Source organism: Limimaricola sp. (genome assembly GCF_016125575.1).
In the GTDB taxonomy this organism is placed as follows: domain Bacteria; phylum Pseudomonadota; class Alphaproteobacteria; order Rhodobacterales; family Rhodobacteraceae; genus WGLM01.
The window spans coordinates 290,933-312,989 of sequence record NZ_WGLM01000005.1 but is presented as its reverse complement, the minus strand read 5'-3'; the positions used below and the strand labels follow the sequence as shown (position 1 = coordinate 312,989).

Here is a 22,057-nt window from a genome sequence, read left to right as displayed (position 1 = left end):
AGAAGAAGGGTGCTTCTTCTGGCCTCGTCGTTTTGCGTCACGCGTTCCGCAGCATCATCGTTCAGGTATGAGCCCGCGTGGACTGAACCGCAGCACCAGCAGCAGCACCACACCCATCATCAGCAGGCGCATCTGCGCGGCCGCATCAATCAGGTGGCTCTTCAGCCCGCCATCGGGAAGACCGGCGGTGATCAGGCCCATGGTGGCGGGACCGATCGATTCCATCTGGCTCCAGAGCCACCAGATAAGAAAACCACCCAGCAGCGAGCCCCAGTTGTTGCCCGACCCGCCGACGATCACCATCACCCAGACAAGGAAGGTGTAGCGCAGTGGCTGGTAGCTGGTCGGCGTCAGCTGGCCGTCGATGGTCGTCATCATCGCGCCCGCGATGCCGATCACGGCCGAGCCGAGGATAAAGACCTGCAGGTGCCGGCGCGTCACGTCCTTGCCCATCGCCTCGGCCGCCGTCTCGTTGTCGCGAATGGCGCGCATCATCCGCCCCCAGGGCGATTTCAGCATCAGCTCGGCCAGAATGAGCACGATGATCAGAACGACCGAGAAAAGCCCCGCGTACATCAGCTTGACCATCACCGAAGAGCCGACGACCGGATCGAAATGATACTTCGCGGCCATGTCGAGGAACCACGGCGCCTGCTGCAGGTTCACCTCGTAGGGCACCGGACGGGGCAGAGAGATGACGTTCTTGACGCCACGATCCATCCAGTCCTCGTTCTTCATCACGGCCAGCACGATCTCGGCGATGCCCAGCGTTGCGATGGCAAGATAGTCGGACCGCAAGCCCAGTGCCGTCTTGCCGATGGCCCAGGCCGCCACGGCGGCCAGAACGCCGCCCACAGGCCAAGAGAACAGGATCGGCAGGCCCAGCCCGCCGAGGAAGCCGGCAGAGGCTGGGCGCACCGCCTCGACGGCCACGACGGCCGGGTCCAGCACGGCCCGGTACAGGAAGAAGCCGCCGACAAGCACCACCAGCATGGTCAGGTTGCGCGCGCGCCCCTTGTGCATTCGCTTGTAGAGAAAGATCGCCAGGCCGATGATCAGGGCGCCCAGCACCAGCGCGCCCAGAATACGCGGCCCGCCAGCGGCCCATGCATCGGGAACCGGGGCGGCCGAGGTCAGCACGACGGCAAGACCACCCAGCGCCACGAAACCCATGACGCCGGTGTTGAACAGGCCCGCGTACCCCCATTGCATGTTGACGCCCTGCGCCATCACCGCCGAGATGATTGCGTAGTTCAGCACGCTCAGTGCGAGGTTCCAGCTTTGCAATATCCCGGTGCCGATGAAGAGCGCCGCGACGAAAGCGAAATAGAGGATGTTTTTCAGGGTCATACCGATTGTCCCTTGAAGAGGCCCGTAGGCTTGAACAGAAGCACGATCACCAGGATCGCGAAGCTGACCGCGAACTTGTAATCGGTCGACAGAAGTTGCGAGAGGCCATCAGGCCCCCAGCCATTTGGCAGGGCATAGACCAGCACCTTCTTCCACGCGTAGGTCACGGTGACCTCGGAAAACGCGATCACGAAGCCGCCTGCGATGGCGCCCAGCGGGTTGCCGAGGCCACCAACAATGGCGGCCGCGAAAATCGGTAGCAACAACTGGAAGTAGGTGAAGGGCTTGAACGACTTGTCGAGGCCGTAAAGCACGCCCGCAATGGTCGCCAGCCCCGCGACGATGATCCATGTCACGGTCACCACCTTCTCGGGGTTGATGCCCGAAAGCAGGGCAAGATCCTCGTTATCGGAAAAGGCGCGCATCGATTTGCCGGTCCGGGTCTTGTTGAGAAACCAGAACAGCACCGCCACCACGATGACCGCGGTCACGATCGTCAGACCTTGCGTTGTCTTGAACGCCAGACCTTCGGGCAGGCCGGTCATCTCCTTGAAGGTACGTGCCGAAATGATGAAGCGCGTCCCGTCGAGGAAATTCTGTTCTTCGGTGCCGATGATGATCCGCACGATGCCGTTGGTGATGAACATCACGCCCATCGACACGATCACAAGGATCACCGGCGCTGCCTTTCGCGCCCGGTAAAATCGGTAGACGGCCCTGTCCGTGCCCAGCACGAAAAGCGACGTGGCGATAATGCCGAAGGGCAGGGCCAGCAGCGCCGTGGGAAGCACCCACAGATGCATGCCCATCGACTGGAACCACCATGTGACCAGAATGGTCACCATTGTGCCGAAGGCCATCGTGTCGCCATGGGCGAAGTTCGAAAATCGCAGGATGCCGTAGATCAGCGTGACCCCGAGTGCGCCCAGTGACAATTGCGCGCCATAGGAGGCGCCCGGTATGATCACGTAGTTCATCAGCGTGATAAACGCGTTGAGAAGATCCATCAGTTCGCCCCTTCGGTGCAGGTGCCCATCGTGCTTTTGGTGGTGATGCCGTTATCGGTGCGCGCGGCGGCCGAGATCTGGGCCACGTGACTGCCGTCTTGTGTCTTGTTCTCGACCGCAATCATCATCGGGCCGTAGTCGAGCATCGTGAAGATTGCCGCGACGCCGCCATCGGACCCGGCCGGCCGGAAGGCCGCATCGTAGTAAAGCCCGCCGACTTGCAGTTTCTTGCCGGCCCCGCCATCCACCAGCGTCACCGTGTCGTTGCCGAAGGTGCAGGTCAGCAGTGTCGTGACGGCGGGCTGCGCGGTTTGCGCGGTTGCCAGTTCGGGGGCCAGTGCGGGGGCCAGAAGACAGGCGGCAAGGGTCAGCGTTCGGGTGATCATTGGGTTACCTCGCAGGCAAGAAAATGCAGTGTGCTGGTGCCCGTCGAAGGGGTCAGAACCTGCCACAGCGCCTGCGCCGCGCCTGTGACCAGCAGCGCCTCGCTGTCGTCGGGGCCCGCGGACCATGCGAAGGGGCCGAGGCGCGACAGTGCGGTGGCAGTCAGGGCGGCGCCGTCATGGGTCAGGTCATAGGCGCCTGCGCCCGTGTCATCGACAGTCGCCGGGGCAAAGGTAAAGCTGGTCTGCATGCTGTCGGGGGCGCAACTGCCCGCGGCATCGCAGGCTTTCGTCGCGGTGCAGGTCAAGGTGATGCGCGCGCCTTCCGCCAGAAGCGGGGCAGGGGCGAGGCCAAGCGCCAGCATGATCAGGCTTGCAGCTCTCATGCCTCGGGCCCGGGTACGCAGGTGCCGGAGCCGGTCGCGTCGACCCGGTCGCTGCCCGGCGTGCGGCGCCACGCCAGCGTCATCTCTCCGGTGTCCTTCACCGTCAGGTCCATGCTGCCCAGCCCGGTTTGCGACGGCAGCCAGGTAATCTGCCCCTCGCCCGAAATGCTGGACATCTGGGTGTTCCAGGGAGGCATCCACAGGTAGGACCGGTCGAACGCTCCGCGCGGGGTGATCCGGAAATCGGCCGGGCGCGGCACGGTGCAGTCGTACGCCTCGCACCAAGTCTCGAAATGGCACGCCAGCGTCGGATAGGTGCGCGCGGCATCGGCGCGCTGCTGTGACAGCACCTGCCAGCCGACCCAAGCCGCCATCCCCGAGATGGCTGCAAAAACCATCCCGACGAGTGCCCATAATTTCCACACGGAACCTCATCCTCCAAGGAACGAGCGGCGGACCTCGGGATCGGCCAGCAATTCCTTGCCGGTGCCGGTATGGGCGTTGCGCCCGGTGACAAGGACATATCCCTTGTCCGCAATCTCTAGCGCCTGTCGCGCGTTCTGCTCGACCATCAGGATCGGGATGCCGGTGCGTGCCACCTCGATAATGCGGTCGAAAAGTTCGTCCATGACGATCGGGCTGACGCCTGCGGTCGGCTCGTCAAGCATCAGCACCTTGGGCTGCGTCATAAGGGCACGACCCACCGCCACCTGCTGGCGCTGCCCGCCCGAAAGCTCGCCCGCGGGCTGACGGCGCTTTTCCTTCAGGATCGGAAACAGGTCGTAGACCTGCTCCATTGTCGTACGGAAATCGTCGCGGCGGATGAAGGCGCCCATTTCCAGGTTTTCTTCCACCGTCATCGAGGGGAAGATGTTGCGCACCTGCGGCACGAAACCCATGCCGCGCGCCACCCGGTCCTGCGGGCTGAGCGCGCTGATATCCTCGCCATCCAGCACCACGCGCCCGCCATGCATGTTAAGCATGCCGAAGATCGCCTTCATCGCGGTCGACTTGCCCGCGCCGTTGGGGCCGACGATCACGGCGATTTCGCCCCGGTCCACGGCCACGGTGCAATCGTTCAGGATGTCAGGACCGCGGCCATAGCCGCCTGTCATGTTCTCGCCGACCAGAAACGGCTCGCCATCCACCTTCGAGGTTGCGCCGCTGCGCAGCGTCGTCGGGATCTCGCCGCGGCCGGAAGGGTTGGTGATGCTGATGTCCTTGTTGCCGCGGTCGTCCTGAAGGGGGTCCTTGTCGCTCATGCGCCTACCTTATCCTTGTTCTTCAGCCCGGTGCCCAGGTAGGCCTCGATCACGTGCTCGTTGGCCTTGATCTCGTCCAGTGTGCCTTCGGCCAGAACCTTGCCCTCGGCCATGCAGATGACCGGGTCGCAGATGCGGCCAATGAAATCCATGTCGTGCTCGATCACGACGAAGGTGTAATTGCGTTCCTTGTTCAATCGCACGATCGCGTCGCCGATCGTGTTCAGGAGCGTGCGGTTCACACCTGCGCCGACCTCGTCGAGAAAGACGATCTTGGCATCGACCATCATCGTGCGGCCCAGCTCCAGCAGCTTTTTCTGGCCGCCGGACAGGTTGCCGGCCTTCTCTTCGCGCAGATGGCTGATGGTCAGGAAATCCAGCACTTCGTCGGCCTTGTCGCGCAGGGCGCGTTCCTCGCGGGCGATACGACCACGGGCAAACCACGTGTTCCACACTGTTTCACCCGACTGGCCGGCGGGCACCATCATCAGGTTCTCGCGCACCGTCATCGACGAGAATTCATGTGCGATCTGGAAAGTCCGTAGCAGGCCCCGATGGAAAAGGTCATGTGGCGGAAGCCCGGTGATGTCGACGCCGTCCATCGTCACCCGCCCGGACGTTGGTTGAAGAACGCCAGCGATCACGTTGAAAAGGGTGGTCTTTCCTGCGCCGTTCGGGCCGATCAGCCCGGTGATGGATCCCGGTGTGATCTTCAGTGATGCACCGTCGACGGCATGGAAGCCGCCGAAATGCTTGTGCAAGTCTTCGACAACGATCATCGGGCGATATCCCCCTGTTGGGGTCATGCGGTTCCCGGCAGCGTGCCGGTCCGCGACCTCCGGTCGGCCTGATGGCCGGATTATTCTTTCAAGGAATGAATCGGCCCGGAAACGGTTGTTTCCGGGCCGATCCTTGCACCGGTTACGGCGCCTGGATGTACTCGTCGGTCACCTGGGTGCCGTCCTTGATCGTGTAGATCCGGTAGTTGCCGGCGCTTTCGCCGGGCCCGATCAGGGTCACGGCCGTGGCACCTTCATAGTCGATCGGCTTGCCCTGATCGATCAGGTCCAGCGCGTGGGCCAGCTGGCCGGGCAGGATCTTTTCGCCGGGGCCGTTGGCGATTTCCATGATCTTGCCGGCAAAGTCCTTCGAATTGGTCGACTTCGCGGCTTCCATGGCCAGCATGATCAGCGCGGCGGCGTCGTAGCTTTCCGGCGCGAAGGACGAGGTGCCGTCAATGCCGGCGGCCTTGGCCATCTCGATGAACTTGCGCGAACCGTCGTTGTCGATGCCGGGAACGTCGCCGAAGCTACCGTTCATCGGCGCGCCGATGGCGGCGATCAGGCTGTCGCCATACATGCCGTCGGGCAGGTAGAACGTATCGAACGCGCCGGTGTCGAGCGCGGCCTGGATGATCCCCTTGCCGCCCTGGTCGACATAGCCCGCGTCAACAAGGATGTCGCCACCGGCTGCGGCCAGCGAGGCAACTTCCGCCGAGTAGTCGGCCTTGCCGTCTTCGTGCGGGGCCGAGATCGTCACGGTGCCGCCTTGGGCCTCGAACGATTCCTTGAAGCTGTCAGCCAAACCCTTGCCGTAGTCGTTGTTGGTGTAGGTCAGCGCGACGGTCTTGTAGCCGCGCTTGAGCAGCACTTCTGCCATCACGACGCCCTGACGGGCATCCGACGGGGCGGTACGGAAGAACAGGCCGTCATCCTCGGCGGTCGAAAGCGCCGGAGAGGTCGCGGAGGGCGACACCATGACAATGCCGTTTGGACGCGCGACGTTCTGCAGGACCGAGCCAGTCACGCCCGAGCAGTCGGCGCCGACGATCGCGGCGACCTTGTCGGAGGTCACAAGACGTTCGGCGGCGGCCGTCGCGGCGGCGCTGTCGATGCAGGTCGAGTCACCGCGGACCGAAGTAACGGTATCGCCGCCGAGCAGTTTGCCCGAATCCGACACTTCCTTCATGGCCATCTCGGCCGAGTCGGCCATCGTCGGGGTGATCGATTCCAGCGGGCCGGTATAGCCCAGCAGCACGCCGATCTTCACTTCGTCGGCAGATGCGGCACCGGCGAAAAGCGCGGTTGCCGCGGTTGCCAGCAGCAGTTTCTTCATTGGTAGTCTCCCTATTGGATATGTTTATCCTGCCGGGAAACCTACTCAGGCAAAAATCAAAAGGGAAGCGGGTTCGCGCAGGGCATCTGCCCGCTTTTGGCCCGATTGCAGTCGATTCGTCCCCGGATGCGACCTGTTTGACCAGTTTGTCGAAGAGTCAGATCGACAGCCGCGCTGCATGCGTGCCGCGTTCGCGGTATGGCGTTGTATCGTAGTGCGCACGGTAACATTTGGAAAAATGCGACGGCGAGGCAAAGCCGCAGGCAAGGGCCACGTTGATCACGCTCATGTCGGTCTGCATCAGCAGGTTGCGCGCCTTTTGCAGCCGCAACTCCATGTAGTAACGTTTTGGAGAGCGCGACAAATAGCGCCGGAAAAGCCGCTCCAGCTGGCGCGTGGACATGCCCACGTCATGCGCCAGTACCGCAGGGCTGATGGGATCCTCGATGTTCTGCTCCATCAGCTGGATCACCCGGCTCAGCTTGGGATGGCGCACGCCGATGCGTGTGGGAATCGACAGCCGCTGGGTGTCCTGATCGGTGCGGATGGCCGAATAGATCAACTGGTCGGCCACGGCGCTGGCCAGATCTTCGCCATGTTCGTCTGCGATCAGTTTCAGCATCAGGTCGATCGAGGCGGTGCCGCCCGCGGTGGTGATGCGGTTGCCGTCCACCACGAAGACCGACTTGGTCAGCGTAACGTTCTCGAACTCCTCGGCGAAACTGTCCTGGTTCTCCCAGTGGATCGTCGCCTTCTTGCCATCCAGCAGCCCGGCCTTGGCCAGCGAATAACCGGCCGTGCAAAGTCCGCCCATCGTGACGCCCCGCCGCGCCTCGCGCCGCAACCAGTTCAATATCTTGCGCGTGGTGGCCGACTGCACGTCGATGCCACCGCACAGCATGACGGTGTCCTCGCGGCTCAGCTCTTCAAGGTCCATCGTCACCTTGAATTCGGTCCCGTTCGAACAGGTGACGGTGGTGCCGCCTTCGCCGGCCAGCACCCACGAATACAGCTGTTTGCCCGCCATGCGGTTGGCGATGCGCAGGCTTTCGATCGCGCTGGCGAAGCACAACATGGTAAAGTTGTTCAGAAGCACGAACACAAAACGCCGCGGCTTGCCCTTGTCGATCACGTCCACGATCTGCGGCTGGATTTCCATCAACGCCCTCGCATGGGCGACGCACGCCCTTTCGCACTCTATTTAAGCACATCAGTTTTGCGGTTGGCCTTCAAGGGCAATCGTTTGCGGCAACATGTGTCGCATGTGGCGTCGCAAGGGCCCCAATTTGGCATTGGCCCGCCCGGCGGCGGGGGCTATAAGCCTGACCCGACAGACAGGGGCCCCGCGCAGGGAACCTCCCGAGTGACGAGGAACCGACGATGACCGAATGGCACAAATCCGACTGGCGTGCGAAACCGCGGGTGCAGATGCCCGACTATACCGATGCCGCCGCGCTCGAGGAGGTCGAGACCAAGCTTGGCAGCTATCCACCGCTGGTCTTTGCAGGCGAGGCACGCCGCCTCAAGGCGCATCTGGGCAAAGTCAGCCGGGGCGAGGCGTTCCTGCTACAGGGCGGCGACTGCGCCGAAAGCTTTGCCGAGTTTTCGGCCGATGGCATTCGCGACACCTTCAAGGTGATGCTGCAGATGGCGATGGTGCTGACCTATGGCGCCAAAGTGCCGGTGGTGAAGGTGGGCCGCATGGCCGGCCAGTTCGCCAAGCCCCGCAGCGCGCCGACAGAGGTCGCGGGTGGTCAGGAACTGCCCAGCTACCGCGGTGACATCATCAACGGTTTTGACTTCACGCCTGCTGCGCGCGTACCCGATCCCGGCCGGATGCTGCAGGCCTACCTGCAGGCGGCCGCCACGCTGAACCTGCTGCGCGCCTTCTCGACCGGCGGTTATGCCGACGTGCACAAGGTGCATGCCTGGACGCTGGGCTTCACCGGCGCGCCCGAGGCCGAGAAATACCGCGACATGGCCAACCGCATCTCCGACACGCTCGATTTCATGGAGGCCGCGGGCATCCGCGCCGAGGCGAGCCATGCGCTTGAGACGGTGGAGTTCTACACCAGCCACGAGGCGCTGCTGCTGGAATACGAAGAGGCGCTGGCGCGAGTCGATTCGACCTCGGGCAAGTGGCTGGCCGGGTCGGGCCACATGATCTGGATCGGTGACCGCACGCGCGACCCGGAAGGCGCCCACGTGGCCTTCGCCCGCGGCGTGCAGAACCCGATCGGCCTGAAATGCGGCCCCTCGATGACGACCGGTCACCTCAAGGCGCTGATGGCGCGGCTCAACCCGGCCAACGAGGCCGGGCGGCTGACGCTGATCGCGCGCTTCGGCGCCGGGCAGGTTGCCGATCACCTGCCGCGCCTGATCAAAGCGGTGCAGGAAGAGGGCGCCAACGTCGTCTGGTCCTGCGACCCGATGCACGGCAACACCATCAAGTCGACCACCGGCTACAAGACCCGGCCCTTCGATTCGGTGCTGCGCGAGGTGCGCGAGTTCTTCGCGGTCCACAATGCCGAGGGAACGATCCCCGGCGGCGTTCATTTCGAGATGACCGGCAAGGACGTGACCGAATGCACCGGCGGCGTGCGTGCCGTGACCGACGAGGATCTCAGCGACCGCTACCACACCGCCTGCGATCCGCGGCTGAACGCCAGCCAGTCGCTTGAACTGGCCTTCCTCGTGGCCGAAGAACTGTCGGCGCGGCGCGGGCACTTGCAGCGCGCGCAGGCGGTCTGAGCGGTTTCAATCGTTCGAGATGACAAGGCGCAGGGCCGGCCGGGCCCCGCGCCTTGTTTTTTTGGTGATGCCGGACCGGACCGCGATCAGCCGGGGCCGGGCCGGGCCAAGTTCCGTCACCCGCACCGGCAAGGGATCGATCATCCAGCGCCGCATGCCAACGCTCTCTGCCTTGGTGCCTTCAATCGCGCCCAGCGCGCGTGACACGGTGCCGTCACGGCCTGTCAGAGGCAACAGCAGCAGCCGCGCCTCGTGTCGCTCTGCCAGCAGACGGCGCGGGGTGAGCAGCGCCAGTTCGACGATGGCGGGCGTTGCAAAGGCCTGATCGGCCCACTGCGCCGCCGCAGGCGCGGTAGCGTCGGCAAAAAGCGCGTCAAAGAGCATGCCGCGCCCGTCGAGCCCCAACATCTCGTTGATCTTTTGCCCCGTCACGCGGAACCGCGCGACGCCCGGCGCGATCCGCTCGAGGATGAAGGCATGGGGCAGGGCGGCATCGATCCGGCCGGGATCGACAGCGCGGCGCACGGGAAGCCGCTGTGCGCCACGCAGGTCGCGCCAGTAGTGTTCCAATGCCGCCAGCATGGGCGGTGTGCCGGGCAAGCTACCGTCTGGTCGGGAAAAGGACTGGTCGTCGCTGGTCATCCGCATCTCCCCTCAGGCTTGGCTCCCGCCGCGGGGTCTAGAGGATTTCGCGAAAATTTTCTCTGAACAAAGTGTAAACGGGTTAACGCATGGGGGCGGGCTTGCCCTGCCGTCCGGTTTCGCCTTAGGTGCCCGGAGCAGATCAAGGGGGGCTTGTCAGCATGATCCAGTCGATGACCGCCTTTGCCAGCCGCACCGGGCAACTTGGCGCGACCGGCTGGAGCTGGGACATGCGTGGCGTCAATGCGCGCGGGCTGGACCTGCGGCTGCGGCTGCCCGATGGGCTGGACGGGCTGGAGGCGGCGGCGCGGACGCGGCTGGCTGCCCGGCTGTCGCGCGGTAATGTCAGTCTTAACCTGCGCGTTGTCCGTGACGAGACGGCCCAGACGATGCGCCTTGACGTGGCGCAGCTCGACAGGGTGCTGGACCTGCTGGATCAGGTAGAGGCGCGCGCGCTGGACAAGGAACTGTCGCTCGCCCGGCCAAGTGTCGCTGAGGTGTTCGCGATGCGTGGCGTTGTCGTGCAATCGGCGCCGGAGGCCGATAACCCTGCGCCGCTCGTGGCCGCGCTGACCGCCGATCTCGACGCGCTGATCGACGATTTCGTCGCGATGCGCCGGACCGAAGGCGCGGCGTTGGCCACGGTCCTCGCCGGGCATCTCGACACGATCGCCACCCTTACCGAGGATGCCACGACTGCTGCCGCCGCCCGCCGGGACGAGGCGCAGGCCAACCTGACCGCCGCGCTGCGCCGTGTGGTCAGGGATGTGCCCGAGGTGGATCCGGCCCGTGTGGCGCAGGAACTGGCGCTGCTGGCGGTCAAAGCCGACGTGACGGAAGAGCTTGACCGCCTGCGCGCGCATGTCGCCGCCGCGCGCGCCCTGTTGGCCGATCCCGCGCCGGCGGGCCGCAAGCTCGACTTTCTCGCGCAGGAGTTCAACCGCGAGGCCAATACCCTGTGCTCCAAGGCCGGGTCGGCCGCGCTGACGGCGATCGGGCTGGACCTCAAGGCGGTGATCGACCAGATGCGCGAGCAGGTCCAGAACGTGGAGTAAGGGCAATGCAGCGCCGTGGCCTTCTGATTATCCTCTCGTCGCCCTCGGGCGCGGGCAAGTCGACGATGACGCGCCGCTTGCGCGTCTGGGATCCCACTATCGCCTTCTCGGTCTCGGCCACCACGCGCCCGCCGCGCCCCGCCGAGGTGGACGGGCAGGACTACTATTTCCGCACCCGTCCCCAGTTCGAGGCGATGGTTCAGGACGGCGAAATGCTGGAACATGCCGAGGTCTTCGGCAACCTCTACGGCAGCCCCCGCGCGCCGGTCGAGGCGAACATGGAGGCCGGGGTCGATACGCTTTTTGACATCGACTGGCAGGGCGGCCAGCAGATCAAGCAGGCGATGGGCGACGACGTCGTGTCGATCTTCATCCTGCCGCCCTCGATGGCCGAACTGGAACGGCGGCTGCGCGCGCGCGGGCAGGACGACGACGCGGTGATCGCCGGGCGCATGGCCAAGTCGATGAACGAAATCAGCCACTGGGCCGAATACGACTATGTTCTCATCAACGCCGATCCCGAGGTCTGTGAGGCCGAGTTGCGCGCGATCCTGACCGCAGAGCGGTTGCGCCGCACCCGACAGGTGGGGCTGACCAGTTTCGTGCGCGGTTTGGGCAACGAACACGAGGAAAGCCGATGATCTACGCCCTTGACGGAAACACCCCGCAGATCGACGCCAGCGCCTGGGTCGCGCCCGGCTGTCACATCATCGGCAAGGTGGTGCTGGGCCCCGACGCGTCGGTCTGGTTCGGCACCACGATTCGCGGTGACAATGAACCTATCGTCATTGGCTCGGGCACGAACGTGCAGGAAAACAGCGTGCTCCATACCGACATGGGCTTTCCGCTGACCATCGGCGCGGGCTGCACGATTGGCCACAAGGCAATGCTGCATGGCTGCACGATCGGCGACAACACCTTGATCGGCATGGGTGCCACGGTGCTGAACGGCGCAAAGATCGGGCGCGACTGCCTGATCGGCGCGGGCGCGCTGGTGACCGAAGGTAAGGAAATTCCCGATGGCAGCCTCGTGATGGGCGCGCCCGGCCGGATCGTCCGGCAACTCGATGAGGCCGCCATCGCGCGCCTGCGCGCGTCGGCGCTGGGATACCAGGAAAACGCCCGCCGCTTTCGCGCGGGCCTGACGGAGCTTTGACAATGGCCAAGCCACCCTCCAGCCTCGTGCGCCGCACCGCGTGGCCCGACAGCACCTCGCGCCCGGTGGTGACACCGCTGCAACCCTCGGTCGTCTATGCCTCGCCCGATCCCGACGCGCTGGATGCGCAATACGCTGGCGGCACCGGATTTACCTACGCGCGCGAAGGGCATCCGAACGCAGTGGTTCTGGCGCAGAAGATCGACATGCTGGAGGCGGCGACCGGCGGCATTATCACCGGGTCGGGTATGTCGGCCATTTCGGCTGCGCTGCTTGGTATCCTGAAGGCGGGTGACCACGTGCTGGGGGCCGACCAGCTTTACGGCCGGTCGCTGCGGCTGCTGAGCCAGGACCTGCCGCGCCTTGGCATCGAAACCTCTACTGCCGATCCCACAGACGCCGCCGCGATGAAGGCAGCACTACGGCCCAACACAAGGATGATCCTTGTCGAAGTGATGTCGAACCCGACGATCCGGGTCGCCGACATGGAGGGCATTGCCGAGGTCGCGCGCGCGGCCGGTGTGCTGCTGGCGGTGGACAACACCTTCACCACGCCGCGGCTTTATCGGCCCTTCGACCACGGCGCCGACATCGTCATTCATTCAGTGACGAAACTGCTTGCGGGCCATTCCGACGCGACGCTGGGCTATGTCGCCGCACGCGACCCTGACCTCGCGCGCGCCATCAACGACGCCAACGTGACATGGGGCCTGACGCCCAGCCCCTTCGATTGCTGGCTGGCCGAGCGGGGCCTGCATTCCTTTGATCTGCGGTTCGAGCGGGCACAGGCCAATGCGGCGGCACTGGCCGATGCGCTGGCCGCCTGCAAGGGCGTGCGCCGCGTCATCTATCCGACCCGGCACGACCATCCCGACCATAACCGCGCGATGGGGCTGCTGGGCGGGCAGGGGGGCAACATGCTGTCGTTCGAGCTGACGGGCGGCCGTGCTGCTGCCAATGCACTGACGCGCGCCGCGCCGGAAGTGGCCTTTGCCCCCACGCTGGGCGATGTCGGCACCACGCTGTCGCATCCCGCCTCGTCCTCGCATCGGGGACTGACGCCCGAAGGGCGCGCCGCACTTGGGATTTCGGAAGGATTCTTTCGGGTGTCGGTAGGGATCGAAGAGCCGGGTCTTTTGATCGAGGAATTGACCCGTGCCGTCGCGGCGTCGACCGGCGGCTGAACCGCTCAGGGCAGCGAGAGGATGTTGAAGTCAACTTCTGGCGCCGCGCGCGAAATCTCGGCGCGCACCACCTGCGGGTTCGGCAGCCCGCGTGCGATCACGCGATAACGCCCGCGAAATCCGATGGCCTGCAGGACCATGGCCATTTCGACAGCGTCGAAATCGTCCCCCACCAGCGCCGACAGAATGACGTCTGGTGATATGTCAGCCAGTCGCGCCGATGTCAGCTCGGCGAAGGCCATGTAGTGAAATCCATCGAGTCGCGGGAGGCTGCGCCCGCGCGCCTTCCAACGGGCAAGGTTGCCGATCACAAGCATGACAGGGCGCATCGGGGAGTCGCCAGCCGAATGGTCGAGTCTCATTTGCGTCGTCGCCCCCTCTCGTCGCTATCGCGCCACGACCATGGACGTCAACTCCTACACTTATAAGGAGAGTTTCGGTTGGCAAGCGTTCTCCCCCTTTTGATGGAGAAGTTTTCTCTGGGCAGTGTCTGCCGGAGCGCATAGGTCTTGCGCCATGGTTCAGGCGAGCCCCGCACAGATTGCCGCAGCCCTGCCGTTGCCGGTCATGCTGATCGGCGCGGATGAACGGATTGCCGCCGTCAATCCCGCAGCGGTTGCGCTTTTCGGGCCCGAGGCGGAAGGACGCCATTACATTACTGCGCTGCGCCAGCCCGCCCTGCTTGACACGATCGAGGCCGTTCAGGGTGACGGCACCCCGCGCACGACGCGTTATCTGGGCCGCAGCGGCGATCGCGATACCACCTTTTCCGTCACGGTCGCCCGTGCGGGGACCGGGCGTCAGGCGGCCATTGTCCTGACATTCGAAGACCGCACGGCCATCGAGGCTGCGAGTCGGATGCGGCGCGATTTCGTCGCCAATGTCAGCCATGAGTTGCGCACGCCGCTGACGGCCTTGCTGGGGTTCATCGAAACCCTGCGCGGGCCAGCGCGCGACGATGCCGGGGCACGCGATCGTTTCCTGACGACGATGCAGCGGGAAGCGGCGCGCATGGCCCGCCTGGTCGAAGACCTGCTGTCGCTCAGTCGCGTGGAAGAAAACGAGCGGATGCGCCCGATGGACGAGGTGGACCTTTGCGCCCTGGCGCAGTCGGTCGCCACGGCGCTGGCCCCGGTGGCCGAGGGCGCGGGCGCGCGGATCGAGGTCGAGGTGCCGCCGGCGCCTGTGATGGTTGCGGGCGATGCAGGCCAGTTGCGACAGGTCCTCAACAACCTCGTCGAGAACGCCATCAAGTATGGCCGCCCCGGTGGGCGTGTGCTGATGCGGGTTTCGGCGCCGAAGGTGGAGCCCAGCCTGCGCAGCGAAGGCGTGCGAATCGAGGTTATCGACGAGGGCGAAGGGATTGCGGCGCATCATATCCCGCGTCTGACTGAACGTTTCTACCGGGTCGATACCCACCGCTCGCGCGAGGTTGGGGGGACCGGCCTTGGCCTGGCCATCGTCAAGCATATCGTGAACCGGCACCGGGGACGGCTGCGGATCGAATCCGCGCCGGGCAAGGGCAGCACCTTTGCGGTAATTCTGCCCAGCAGCGCCGCCGTTCACGGAACCGTGAGGATGTCATAAGACTGTTACGAGATTGTCACGAAAGAGAGTCCGCCCCCTTCTAGACCGGGGTCCATCGCCCGCACGTATTCTGGTGCGGCGTGTTGGTATGACACTCAGGAGTTTTCAATGTCGTTTCTCAAACTGACCGCCTCGGGCATGGCGATCGTTGCCATTTCCGCCACCGCTGCCATGGCGCGTGACAATGTTCATATTGCAGGTTCTTCGACCGTTCTGCCCTATGCCACCATCGTGGCCGAGGCCTTCGGCGAGAACTTCACCCAGTATCCCACGCCGGTCGTCGAATCGGGCGGTTCGGGCGCGGGCATCAAGATGTTCTGCTCGGGCGTGGGCGAAGACACCATCGACATCGCCAATGCCAGCCGCGCGATCAAGCAAAGCGAGATCGACGACTGCCACGCCGCGGGCGTCAAGGGCATCATGCAGGTCCGCATCGGCTATGACGGCATCGTCTTTGCCTCCGACATCAACGGCCCCGAGTTTGCCTTCACCCCCGAGGACTGGTTCAAGGCGCTGGCCGCCAACGTCGTCGTCGACGGCAAGATCGTCGCGAACCCCTACATGAGCTGGCATGACGTCAACCCGGCGCTGCCCGACCAGCCGATCCAGGCCTTCATCCCCGGCACCAAGCACGGCACGCGCGAAGTCTTCGAAGTCAACGTGCTGGAAGCGGGCTGCAAATCCTCGGGCGCCGAAGAGGCGTTCAAGGCCGCCAATGGCGACGCCAAGGCCTGCATCGCGATCCGTACTGACGGCCGCGCCGTGGACATCGACGGCGACTACACCGAAACGCTGGCCCGTCTGGCCGCCGACAAGAACGGCATGGGCGTGTTCGGCCTGGCCTTTTACGAGAACAACACCGACAAGCTGCGCGTCGCCACGATGAGCGGGATCACCCCCTCGACCGCGACCATCGCCGATGGCAGCTACCCGGTGTCGCGTCCGCTCTATTTCTATGTCAAGACGCAGCACTTCGGCGTGGTCCCCGGCCTGCAGGACTACATCGACTTCTTCGTGTCCGACCAGATGGCCGGCCCCGATGGCCCGCTGGCGCAGTATGGCCTCGTCGCCGACCCGGAACTGGCGCAGACGCAGGCCGATGTCGCCGCCGACAAGGTGATGGACCAGTAAGGTCACACCGGAACGAAACGCGGGCGGGGGCCGTCATGGCCGCCGCCCGTATCCGCATCGTGTAGCGTATCCCACTTCAAGGTTGCCCGTCCCGTGATCTCCGTGACATTTCCGTTCCTTGCCGTGCTTGCCCTCGCCGCGCTGGCCTATGCCGCCGGCCTTGCCCGCGCCCGCGCCGTCGCCGGGGGCGATGTCCGGAGCCTTGTTGCCCTGCCGAAGCACCATGCGCTGAACGCCGCTCTGGCAACGTTGCTGCCGGGCCTCGGTGTGATGCTGACATGGCTGCTGGCCATCCGCGTGACCGAGACCTCTGGCAGCACCGTTCTGGTCCCCGGCTCGGCGCTGACCTTTCCGGCCGTGATCATCGGCGCGGCGCTGCTGGGCGGGGCCTTGGCGCTGATGCGCATCACGGACCAATTCCGCGCCCGCATCGCCGCCGAGCGCTGGATCATCGGCCTGCTGATCGCCGCCTCGACCATCGCGATCCTGACCACGCTGGGGATCGTCCTGTCGCTGCTGGCCGAGACGATCAGCTTCTTCAGTTCCTACAGCTGGACCGATTTCTTCCTGTCGCTGGTCTGGCAGCCCAACTTCCGCGGCGATTCCCAACTGGGCATCCTGCCGCTGATCTGGGGCACGCTTTACATCAGTTTTCTCGCGCTGCTTTTCGCGGTGCCGGTGGGCCTTTTCGCGGCGATCTACCTGTCGGAATATGCCGGGCCGCGCTTGCGGGCCGTGGCCAAGCCGGTGATCGAGCTTCTGGCGGGCATTCCCACCATCGTCTACGGCCTTTTCGCGCTGGTCACCGTCGGCCCGCTCTTGCGCGATGTCATCGCGCGTCCCACCGGCCTGGGTGACAGCGCGTCCTCGGTGCTGACGGCGGCGCTGGTGATGGCGATCATGCTGATCCCCTTCGTCAGTTCGCTGTCGGACGACATCATCAACGCGGTGCCGCAATCCATGCGCGACGGCAGCTATGGCCTTGGCGCCACCCAGTCCGAAACGATCCGCAAGGTGGTGCTGCCCGCGGCGCTGCCGGGCATCGTCGGCGCGGTACTGCTGGCCGCCAGCCGCGCCATTGGCGAGACGATGATCGTTGTACTGGGGGCAGGGGCGGCGGCGCGCCTGTCGCTCAACCCCTTCGAGGCGATGACGACGATCACCGTCAAGATCGTCAGCCAGTTGACCGGCGATACCGATTTCAACAGCCCCGAAACGCTGGTGGCCTTTGCGCTTGGCCTGACGCTCTTCGTCATCACGCTGGGGCTGAACATCCTCGCGCTTTACATCGTGCGCCGCTACCGGGAGCAATACGAATGACCGAGGTCTCCGTCGACCCTGCGCGGTCCGGACCGGCGCGCTCGATCCTCGTGCAGGATGCCCGCACGAAGCGGCGCAACGCGGCCGAGCGACGGTTCCGCGCCTACGGGCTGGCCGCGATCGGCATCGCCATGGCGGCGCTGATCCTGTTGTTGACCTCGGTGCTGGCCGCCGGGCTGAGTGCCTACAAGCAGACCTACCTGCAGCTGGAGGTAAACCTGCCCGCCGCCAAGCTTGACCCCAAGGGCAACCGCGACCCGGCCGAGATGTCCAAGGTCTTTACCCTGGCTTATGCACCGTTGCTGCAACAGGCGCTGGCGGCCAAACTCGACGCGTTGGGGGTTACGACCACGCTCTCGGCCAAGGACATGGGCGACCTGATCTCGAAAGAGGCGCCCGCGACGCTGCGCAATCAAGTTTTGGCCGATCCGTCGCTGATCGGCAGTCCGCATGTCATCGACGTGCTGGCCTCTGGCCGGATCGACGGGTTCTTCAAGGGCCGCGTGACGATGGAAAGCGCCGCGCTGGATGCCAATACCTCGCCCGAGGCGCTGCGCGTGGCGCAGGCGCTGAAGGATGCCGGCGTGATGGTCACGCGGCTGAACTGGGCTTTCCTGACGGCGCCCGATGCCTCCGACCAGCGGCCCGAGGCGGCCGGGCTGGGTGTGGCGATCCTCGGCTCGCTTTACATGATGATCGTGGTGCTGGTGATGGCGCTGCCTCTGGGCGTGGCCGCCGCGATCTACCTTGAGGAATTTGCACCGAAGAACCGCTTTACCGACGTGATCGAGGTAAACATCTCCAACCTCGCCGCAGTGCCGTCGATCGTGTTCGGCATCTTGGGGTTGGCGATCTTCATCAACTTCATGGGGCTGCGGCAATCCTCGCCTTTGGTGGGCGGGCTGGTGCTGACGCTGATGACGCTGCCCACCATCATCATCTCGACCCGCGCCGCGTTGAAATCGGTGCCGCCCTCGATCCGCGACGCGGCGCTTGGCGTGGGTGCCTCGAAAATGCAGTCGGTCTTTCACCACGTCTTGCCGCTGGCCGCACCGGGCATCCTGACCGGCACCATCATTGGCCTTGCGCAGGCGCTGGGGGAAACCGCGCCGCTGCTGCTGATCGGGATGGTGGCTTTCGTGCGGGATTACCCGTCGGCCTTCTCCAGCTCGACCGGGCTTTTCGGCGACCCCTCGACCGCGCTGCCGGTGCAGGTTTACAACTGGACCCAGCGCGCTGACCCGGCCTTTGTCGAGCGCGCGTCAGGCGCGATTATCGCGCTTCTCGTCTTCTTGCTGACGATGAACGCCGTGGCGATCATCCTGCGGCGGCGGTTCGAGCGGCGCTGGTGACATCGGATTTTTGACGGAAGATTTCCATGCTTGATATGCACCTGACGGAACGAGACATTCACATGACCGACACCAAGATTTCGGCCCGCAATTGCCAGGTTTATTATGGCGACACCCATGCCATCCGCGACGTCAACGTCGATATTGCCGACAAGACCGTGACCGCTTTCATCGGGCCGTCGGGTTGTGGCAAGTCGACCTTCCTGCGATGCCTGAACCGGATGAACGACACGATCGAAGGTTGTCGTGTCGAGGGGCGGATCGCCATGGACGGTGAGGATATCTACGACGCCAAGGTCGACCCGGTGCAATTACGCGCCAAGGTCGGGATGGTGTTCCAGAAGCCCAACCCGTTCCCCAAGTCGATTTACGAAAATGTGGCCTACGGACCGCGCATTCACGGCATGGCCCGTTCGCGGGCCGACCTTGACGAGATCGTCGAGACGTCACTGCGCCGCGCGGCCCTGTGGAACGAGGCCAAGGATCGGCTGGATCAGCCGGGGACCGGGCTGTCGGGTGGCCAGCAGCAGCGCCTGTGCATCGCCCGCGCAGTTGCCACCGCGCCGGAAGTGCTGCTGATGGACGAGCCATGTTCCGCGCTTGACCCGATCGCGACAGCACAGGTCGAGGAACTGATCGACGAGTTGCGGCAAAGCTTCTCTGTGGTCATCGTGACCCATTCCATGCAACAGGCGGCCAGAGTCAGCCAGAAAACCGCCTTCTTCCACCTTGGCCAACTTGTCGAATTCGGCGAAACGGGCAAGATCTTTACCAACCCCGCCGATCCCCGGACCGAAAGCTATATTTCGGGACGTATCGGGTAAGGAGCGCACATGAACGACCAACACATCGCAGCCGCCTTCGACAGGGATCTCGAAGCGATCCAGGCCCTCTTGATGAAGATGGGGGGGCTGGTTGAGGCCGCCATCCTTGATGGTGCGCAATCACTGGAAACACGTGATCTGGAACTTGCCGACAAGGTGCGCCAGGGCGACCGCGCCATCGACGCGCTTGAGGAAAAGATCAACGAGGAAGCCGCCCGCACGATAGCGCTGCGCGCGCCGGTCTCGCGCGACCTGCGCACGGTGCTGACGGTGTTGCGGATTTCGGGCAGCCTCGAAAGGGTCGGCGACTACGCCAAGAACATCGCCAAGCGCACCAGTGTTCTGGCCGAGATGCGGCCGATCAGCGGCGCCGATACAGCACTGCGCCGGATGGCGCGCGAGGTGCAGGGAATGCTCAAGGACACGCTTGACGCCTTCGTGCAGCGGGACGCGGCGCTGGCCGAGGACGTGCGCCAGCGCGATCACGATGTCGACCAGATGTATAACGCGCTCTTCCGCGAATTCCTGACCTTCATGATGGAAGATCCGCGCAACATCACGCCGTGCATGCACCTGCATTTCATGGCCAAGAACATTGAGCGGATGGGCGATCTGGTCACCAACATGGCCGAGCAGGTGATCTACCTTGTCACCGGCAAGATGCCTGAAGAGGCGCGGCAGAAGGGTGATGACACGTCGTTCATCACGGAGGCACCCTGACGATGGCCGCGGCGCAACCCCATGTCCTGATCGTCGAGGACGAACCCGCGCAGCGCGAGGTTCTGGCCTACAACCTTGGCGCCGAGGGGTTCCGCACCTCGACCGCGGCCAATGGCGAAGAGGCGCTGATGATGGTCGAGGAAGACCGCCCCGATGTCATGGTGCTTGATTGGATGCTGCCCAACGTCTCTGGCATCGAGGTGTGCCGGCAGCTGAAAATGCGGCCCGATACAAAGGGTTTGGCCATCATCATGCTCTCGGCCCGCTCCGAAGAAGTGGACAAGGTTCGCGGGCTGGAAACCGGCGCGGATGACTACGTGGTCAAGCCTTATTCGGTCAGCGAGCTGATGGCGCGCGTGCGCAGCCAGTTGCGCCGCGTGCGCCCCTCGACGGTAGGCGAGGTGCTGACGTTCGAGGACATCACGCTCGATTCCGAAACCCACCGCGTGACCCGCGCGGGCGAGACGCTGAAACTGGGACCGACCGAGTTTCGGCTGCTGTCGACGCTGATGGAAAAGCCGGGCCGGGTTTGGTCGCGCGATCAATTGCTCGACCGCGTCTGGGGCCGCGACATCTACGTCGACACGCGCACGGTGGACGTGCATGTCGGCCGGTTGCGTAAGGTGCTGACCAGCCATGGCGGGTCCGATCCGCTGCGCACGGTGCGCGGCGCCGGCTACGCGCTGGGGTAGGACAGGGCAGGGGCCGCCCGCGGACGGACGGCCCCCTTGGTTTTACGCCTTGCCCCAGATCTTGGCGTATTCGTCGCGATAGCCGTTGTCGGGATCGAAGGTGTTCTTGTCCCCGCCATCGAACTGCACGTTGGCCTGCGTCACCACGTGCAGCGGCGACATGTAGCCCGATGCGGCCTCACCCTGGATCGCGCGGTTCATCTCGTCGACAAGCTGCCAGCCCTGCAGGTTCAGCGGCTCTGCCACTGTCACTGCCTGGTACTGGCCGGTGCGGATACGCTGATAGGCACTTTCCGAGCCGTCACCGGCGGCCACCGCCTTGGGTGCGCCGTCGCCGGGAATGCCCGCGGCGGCAAGACTCGGCCCCATGAAGTCGAAGTAGATGTCGTTGATGGCGAGGCTATGCGTCCAGCTTGCGCCGTATTTCTGCAGTAGCGCCGTGGTCAGCGTCGGCATCCGGTTGGACGTGTCGGCGATCGGCGTGTCGACATATTCCAGCACGGTGCCGCCCAGCGCCTCGATCGTTTCCTTGATCTTGTCAGCCTTGGCGATGGCGATCTGGTAGGTCGAATCGGTGAAGATCACCACGCCGGGCTTGCCGCCGGCATCGACATAGGCCCATTCGGCCGCGACCTTGGACACCTGCATCGCGTCGGTCGAGACGTTGACGAAGATGCCGTTGCCGGGGTTGGCGCCAATGACCGGGCCGCCGTGCCAGCTGACCATCGGGATCTTGGCGGCCTGCGCCTGTTCCAGCGCGGCCTGCTGTTCGACCGCGTCAAAGCCGTTGATGATGATGCCGTCCGGCTGCAGCGCCATTGCCTGGCCGAAGGCGGCGGTGCGGCTTTGCACCGAGCCCGCGCCGTCCAGCACGCGCACCGTCCAGCCGATTTTGGCCGCGGCCTCCTGCACGCCGTTGGTCACGCCAAGGATACCGCCGTTCTTCATGTCGGCAGCGAGCACGACGATGGTTTTGCCCTCGGCGGCCTTCGGGCCGGTAGTGGGCCCGTCCCAAGCGGTCGCCTTGCCGGCATACTTGGCGATATCGGCCTGTGCGTCCGACATCGCGTCGGCCAGTGCCGGGCCGGCGACGATGATCGCGCCGACACTGGTCATGAAATGGCGTCTGTTCAGCATGGT

At 64.7% G+C, this 22,057-nt stretch carries 24 protein-coding genes; 12 read left to right on the top strand and 12 right to left on the bottom strand.

What is annotated here, in order from left to right:
- Positions 1-54 precede the first annotated feature (54 nt).
- The 9 genes from GC146_RS12940 to GC146_RS12900 all read right to left on the bottom strand — a co-directional run bounded on the left by GC146_RS12940 (position 55) and on the right by GC146_RS12900 (position 7,662).
- The gene (locus tag GC146_RS12940; RefSeq protein WP_291839254.1) at positions 55-1,350 is read right to left on the bottom strand and encodes a branched-chain amino acid ABC transporter permease; all 1,296 of its coding nucleotides are present in this window, start codon (positions 1,348-1,350) and stop codon (positions 55-57) included.
- On the bottom strand, positions 1,347-2,357 hold the full coding sequence (locus GC146_RS12935) for a branched-chain amino acid ABC transporter permease (protein WP_291839250.1): 1,011 nt from the start codon (positions 2,355-2,357) through the stop codon (positions 1,347-1,349). Before GC146_RS12935 ends, GC146_RS12940 begins: the two co-directional genes overlap by 4 nt.
- Positions 2,357-2,743, bottom strand: a complete 387-nt coding sequence (locus tag GC146_RS12930) for a hypothetical protein (protein ID WP_291839247.1) — start codon at positions 2,741-2,743, stop codon at positions 2,357-2,359. Before GC146_RS12930 ends, GC146_RS12935 begins: the two co-directional genes overlap by 1 nt.
- Positions 2,740-3,126, bottom strand: coding sequence for a hypothetical protein (locus GC146_RS12925; RefSeq protein ID WP_291839244.1), 387 nt, complete (start codon positions 3,124-3,126; stop codon positions 2,740-2,742). The genes GC146_RS12930 and GC146_RS12925 overlap by 4 nt, the downstream gene beginning before the upstream one ends.
- Positions 3,123-3,551 (bottom strand): hypothetical protein, encoded by a 429-nt coding sequence (locus tag GC146_RS12920; protein WP_291839241.1) that lies wholly within the window; start codon positions 3,549-3,551, stop codon positions 3,123-3,125. The genes GC146_RS12925 and GC146_RS12920 overlap by 4 nt, the downstream gene beginning before the upstream one ends.
- 6 nt (positions 3,552-3,557) lie before the next feature.
- Entirely contained in the window at positions 3,558-4,388 is an 831-nt protein-coding gene (locus tag GC146_RS12915) for an ABC transporter ATP-binding protein (protein ID WP_291839238.1), read from the bottom strand.
- A complete protein-coding gene (locus tag GC146_RS12910; RefSeq protein WP_291839235.1) occupies positions 4,385-5,167 on the bottom strand; it encodes an ABC transporter ATP-binding protein in 783 nt (260 codons plus the stop codon). The genes GC146_RS12915 and GC146_RS12910 overlap by 4 nt, the downstream gene beginning before the upstream one ends.
- 142 nt (positions 5,168-5,309) lie before the next feature.
- A complete protein-coding gene (locus tag GC146_RS12905) occupies positions 5,310-6,503 on the bottom strand; it encodes an ABC transporter substrate-binding protein (protein WP_291839232.1) in 1,194 nt (397 codons plus the stop codon).
- 157 nt (positions 6,504-6,660) lie between these two features.
- Positions 6,661-7,662, bottom strand: a complete 1,002-nt coding sequence (locus GC146_RS12900; protein ID WP_291839229.1) for a GlxA family transcriptional regulator — start codon at positions 7,660-7,662, stop codon at positions 6,661-6,663.
- A 221-nt stretch (positions 7,663-7,883) separates the two neighbouring features.
- Here GC146_RS12900 and GC146_RS12895 point away from each other — a divergent pair, with 221 nt between their 5' ends.
- Positions 7,884-9,254: a class II 3-deoxy-7-phosphoheptulonate synthase gene (locus GC146_RS12895; protein ID WP_291839226.1), complete on the top strand. Its 1,371-nt coding sequence runs from the start codon at positions 7,884-7,886 to the stop codon at positions 9,252-9,254.
- 6 nt (positions 9,255-9,260) lie between these two features.
- Here GC146_RS12895 and GC146_RS12890 read toward each other — a convergent pair whose 3' ends face one another.
- Positions 9,261-9,896 carry a PAS domain-containing protein gene (locus tag GC146_RS12890; protein WP_291839222.1) on the bottom strand — a complete coding sequence of 212 codons (636 nt, stop codon included), beginning with the start codon at positions 9,894-9,896 and terminating at the stop codon, positions 9,261-9,263.
- A 161-nt stretch (positions 9,897-10,057) separates the two neighbouring features.
- Here GC146_RS12890 and GC146_RS12885 point away from each other — a divergent pair, with 161 nt between their 5' ends.
- Genes GC146_RS12885 through GC146_RS12870 form a run of 4 tightly spaced genes read left to right on the top strand, consistent with a single transcriptional unit; the run spans position 10,058 to position 13,291 of the window.
- Positions 10,058-10,951 (top strand): YicC/YloC family endoribonuclease, encoded by an 894-nt coding sequence (locus GC146_RS12885; RefSeq protein WP_291839219.1) that lies wholly within the window; start codon positions 10,058-10,060, stop codon positions 10,949-10,951.
- Positions 10,952-10,956: 5 nt separating this feature from the next.
- On the top strand, positions 10,957-11,592 hold the full coding sequence (gene gmk, locus GC146_RS12880) for a guanylate kinase (protein WP_291839216.1): 636 nt from the start codon (positions 10,957-10,959) through the stop codon (positions 11,590-11,592).
- On the top strand, positions 11,589-12,107 hold the full coding sequence (locus GC146_RS12875) for a gamma carbonic anhydrase family protein (protein ID WP_291839213.1): 519 nt from the start codon (positions 11,589-11,591) through the stop codon (positions 12,105-12,107). Before gmk ends, GC146_RS12875 begins: the two co-directional genes overlap by 4 nt.
- 2 nt (positions 12,108-12,109) lie before the next feature.
- A complete protein-coding gene (locus GC146_RS12870) occupies positions 12,110-13,291 on the top strand; it encodes an aminotransferase class I/II-fold pyridoxal phosphate-dependent enzyme (protein ID WP_291839210.1) in 1,182 nt (393 codons plus the stop codon).
- Positions 13,292-13,296: 5 nt separating this feature from the next.
- Here GC146_RS12870 and GC146_RS12865 read toward each other — a convergent pair whose 3' ends face one another.
- Entirely contained in the window at positions 13,297-13,533 is a 237-nt protein-coding gene (locus tag GC146_RS12865) for a hypothetical protein (protein ID WP_291839206.1), read from the bottom strand.
- 274 nt (positions 13,534-13,807) lie between these two features.
- Between GC146_RS12865 and GC146_RS12860 the strand changes: the two genes are divergently transcribed.
- The 7 genes from GC146_RS12860 (at position 13,808) to phoB (ending at position 20,917) form a co-directional block, all read left to right on the top strand.
- A complete protein-coding gene (locus GC146_RS12860) occupies positions 13,808-14,878 on the top strand; it encodes an ATP-binding protein (RefSeq protein ID WP_291839203.1) in 1,071 nt (356 codons plus the stop codon).
- 108 nt (positions 14,879-14,986) lie between these two features.
- Positions 14,987-16,009 (top strand): substrate-binding domain-containing protein, encoded by a 1,023-nt coding sequence (locus GC146_RS12855; RefSeq protein WP_291839200.1) that lies wholly within the window; start codon positions 14,987-14,989, stop codon positions 16,007-16,009.
- A gap of 96 nt (positions 16,010-16,105) precedes the next feature.
- Positions 16,106-17,329, top strand: a complete 1,224-nt coding sequence (pstC, locus tag GC146_RS12850) for a phosphate ABC transporter permease subunit PstC (protein ID WP_291840721.1) — start codon at positions 16,106-16,108, stop codon at positions 17,327-17,329.
- Positions 17,326-18,681 carry a phosphate ABC transporter permease PstA gene (pstA, locus tag GC146_RS12845; RefSeq protein ID WP_291839197.1) on the top strand — a complete coding sequence of 452 codons (1,356 nt, stop codon included), beginning with the start codon at positions 17,326-17,328 and terminating at the stop codon, positions 18,679-18,681. Before pstC ends, pstA begins: the two co-directional genes overlap by 4 nt.
- Positions 18,682-18,743: 62 nt before the next feature.
- A complete protein-coding gene (pstB, locus tag GC146_RS12840) occupies positions 18,744-19,505 on the top strand; it encodes a phosphate ABC transporter ATP-binding protein PstB (RefSeq protein WP_291839194.1) in 762 nt (253 codons plus the stop codon).
- A gap of 9 nt (positions 19,506-19,514) precedes the next feature.
- Entirely contained in the window at positions 19,515-20,225 is a 711-nt protein-coding gene (gene phoU / locus GC146_RS12835) for a phosphate signaling complex protein PhoU (protein ID WP_291839190.1), read from the top strand.
- 2 nt (positions 20,226-20,227) lie between these two features.
- A complete protein-coding gene (phoB, locus tag GC146_RS12830; protein ID WP_291839188.1) occupies positions 20,228-20,917 on the top strand; it encodes a phosphate regulon transcriptional regulator PhoB in 690 nt (229 codons plus the stop codon).
- A 42-nt stretch (positions 20,918-20,959) separates the two neighbouring features.
- Here the strand turns inward: phoB and GC146_RS12825 are convergent, their stop codons facing one another.
- A complete protein-coding gene (locus GC146_RS12825) occupies positions 20,960-22,054 on the bottom strand; it encodes a substrate-binding domain-containing protein (RefSeq protein WP_291839185.1) in 1,095 nt (364 codons plus the stop codon).
- Positions 22,055-22,057: the final 3 nt, after the last annotated feature.

What these genes read in the sequence shown, in the direction of transcription:
- GC146_RS12885 (WP_291839219.1), top strand. Translation starts at nt 10,058, where the DNA reads ATGATCCAGTCGATGACCGCCTTTGCCAGCCGCACCGGGCAACTTGGC.
- GC146_RS12915 (WP_291839238.1), bottom strand. Translation starts at nt 4,388, where the DNA reads ATGAGCGACAAGGACCCCCTTCAGGACGACCGCGGCAACAAGGACATC.
- GC146_RS12875 (WP_291839213.1), top strand. Translation starts at nt 11,589, where the DNA reads ATGATCTACGCCCTTGACGGAAACACCCCGCAGATCGACGCCAGCGCC.
- GC146_RS12910 (WP_291839235.1), bottom strand. Translation starts at nt 5,167, where the DNA reads ATGATCGTTGTCGAAGACTTGCACAAGCATTTCGGCGGCTTCCATGCC.
- GC146_RS12895 (WP_291839226.1), top strand. Translation starts at nt 7,884, where the DNA reads ATGACCGAATGGCACAAATCCGACTGGCGTGCGAAACCGCGGGTGCAG.
- GC146_RS12860 (WP_291839203.1), top strand. Translation starts at nt 13,808, where the DNA reads ATGGTTCAGGCGAGCCCCGCACAGATTGCCGCAGCCCTGCCGTTGCCG.
- GC146_RS12870 (WP_291839210.1), top strand. Translation starts at nt 12,110, where the DNA reads ATGGCCAAGCCACCCTCCAGCCTCGTGCGCCGCACCGCGTGGCCCGAC.
- GC146_RS12900 (WP_291839229.1), bottom strand. Translation starts at nt 7,662, where the DNA reads ATGGAAATCCAGCCGCAGATCGTGGACGTGATCGACAAGGGCAAGCCG.
- pstB (WP_291839194.1), top strand. Translation starts at nt 18,744, where the DNA reads ATGACCGACACCAAGATTTCGGCCCGCAATTGCCAGGTTTATTATGGC.
- GC146_RS12940 (WP_291839254.1), bottom strand. Translation starts at nt 1,350, where the DNA reads ATGACCCTGAAAAACATCCTCTATTTCGCTTTCGTCGCGGCGCTCTTC.
- GC146_RS12855 (WP_291839200.1), top strand. Translation starts at nt 14,987, where the DNA reads ATGTCGTTTCTCAAACTGACCGCCTCGGGCATGGCGATCGTTGCCATT.
- phoU (WP_291839190.1), top strand. Translation starts at nt 19,515, where the DNA reads ATGAACGACCAACACATCGCAGCCGCCTTCGACAGGGATCTCGAAGCG.
- GC146_RS12905 (WP_291839232.1), bottom strand. Translation starts at nt 6,503, where the DNA reads ATGAAGAAACTGCTGCTGGCAACCGCGGCAACCGCGCTTTTCGCCGGT.
- GC146_RS12865 (WP_291839206.1), bottom strand. Translation starts at nt 13,533, where the DNA reads ATGGCCTTCGCCGAGCTGACATCGGCGCGACTGGCTGACATATCACCA.
- GC146_RS12935 (WP_291839250.1), bottom strand. Translation starts at nt 2,357, where the DNA reads ATGGATCTTCTCAACGCGTTTATCACGCTGATGAACTACGTGATCATA.
- GC146_RS12925 (WP_291839244.1), bottom strand. Translation starts at nt 3,126, where the DNA reads ATGAGAGCTGCAAGCCTGATCATGCTGGCGCTTGGCCTCGCCCCTGCC.
- GC146_RS12930 (WP_291839247.1), bottom strand. Translation starts at nt 2,743, where the DNA reads ATGATCACCCGAACGCTGACCCTTGCCGCCTGTCTTCTGGCCCCCGCA.
- GC146_RS12890 (WP_291839222.1), bottom strand. Translation starts at nt 9,896, where the DNA reads ATGACCAGCGACGACCAGTCCTTTTCCCGACCAGACGGTAGCTTGCCC.
- pstA (WP_291839197.1), top strand. Translation starts at nt 17,326, where the DNA reads ATGACCGAGGTCTCCGTCGACCCTGCGCGGTCCGGACCGGCGCGCTCG.
- gmk (WP_291839216.1), top strand. Translation starts at nt 10,957, where the DNA reads ATGCAGCGCCGTGGCCTTCTGATTATCCTCTCGTCGCCCTCGGGCGCG.
- GC146_RS12825 (WP_291839185.1), bottom strand. Translation starts at nt 22,054, where the DNA reads ATGCTGAACAGACGCCATTTCATGACCAGTGTCGGCGCGATCATCGTC.
- phoB (WP_291839188.1), top strand. Translation starts at nt 20,228, where the DNA reads ATGGCCGCGGCGCAACCCCATGTCCTGATCGTCGAGGACGAACCCGCG.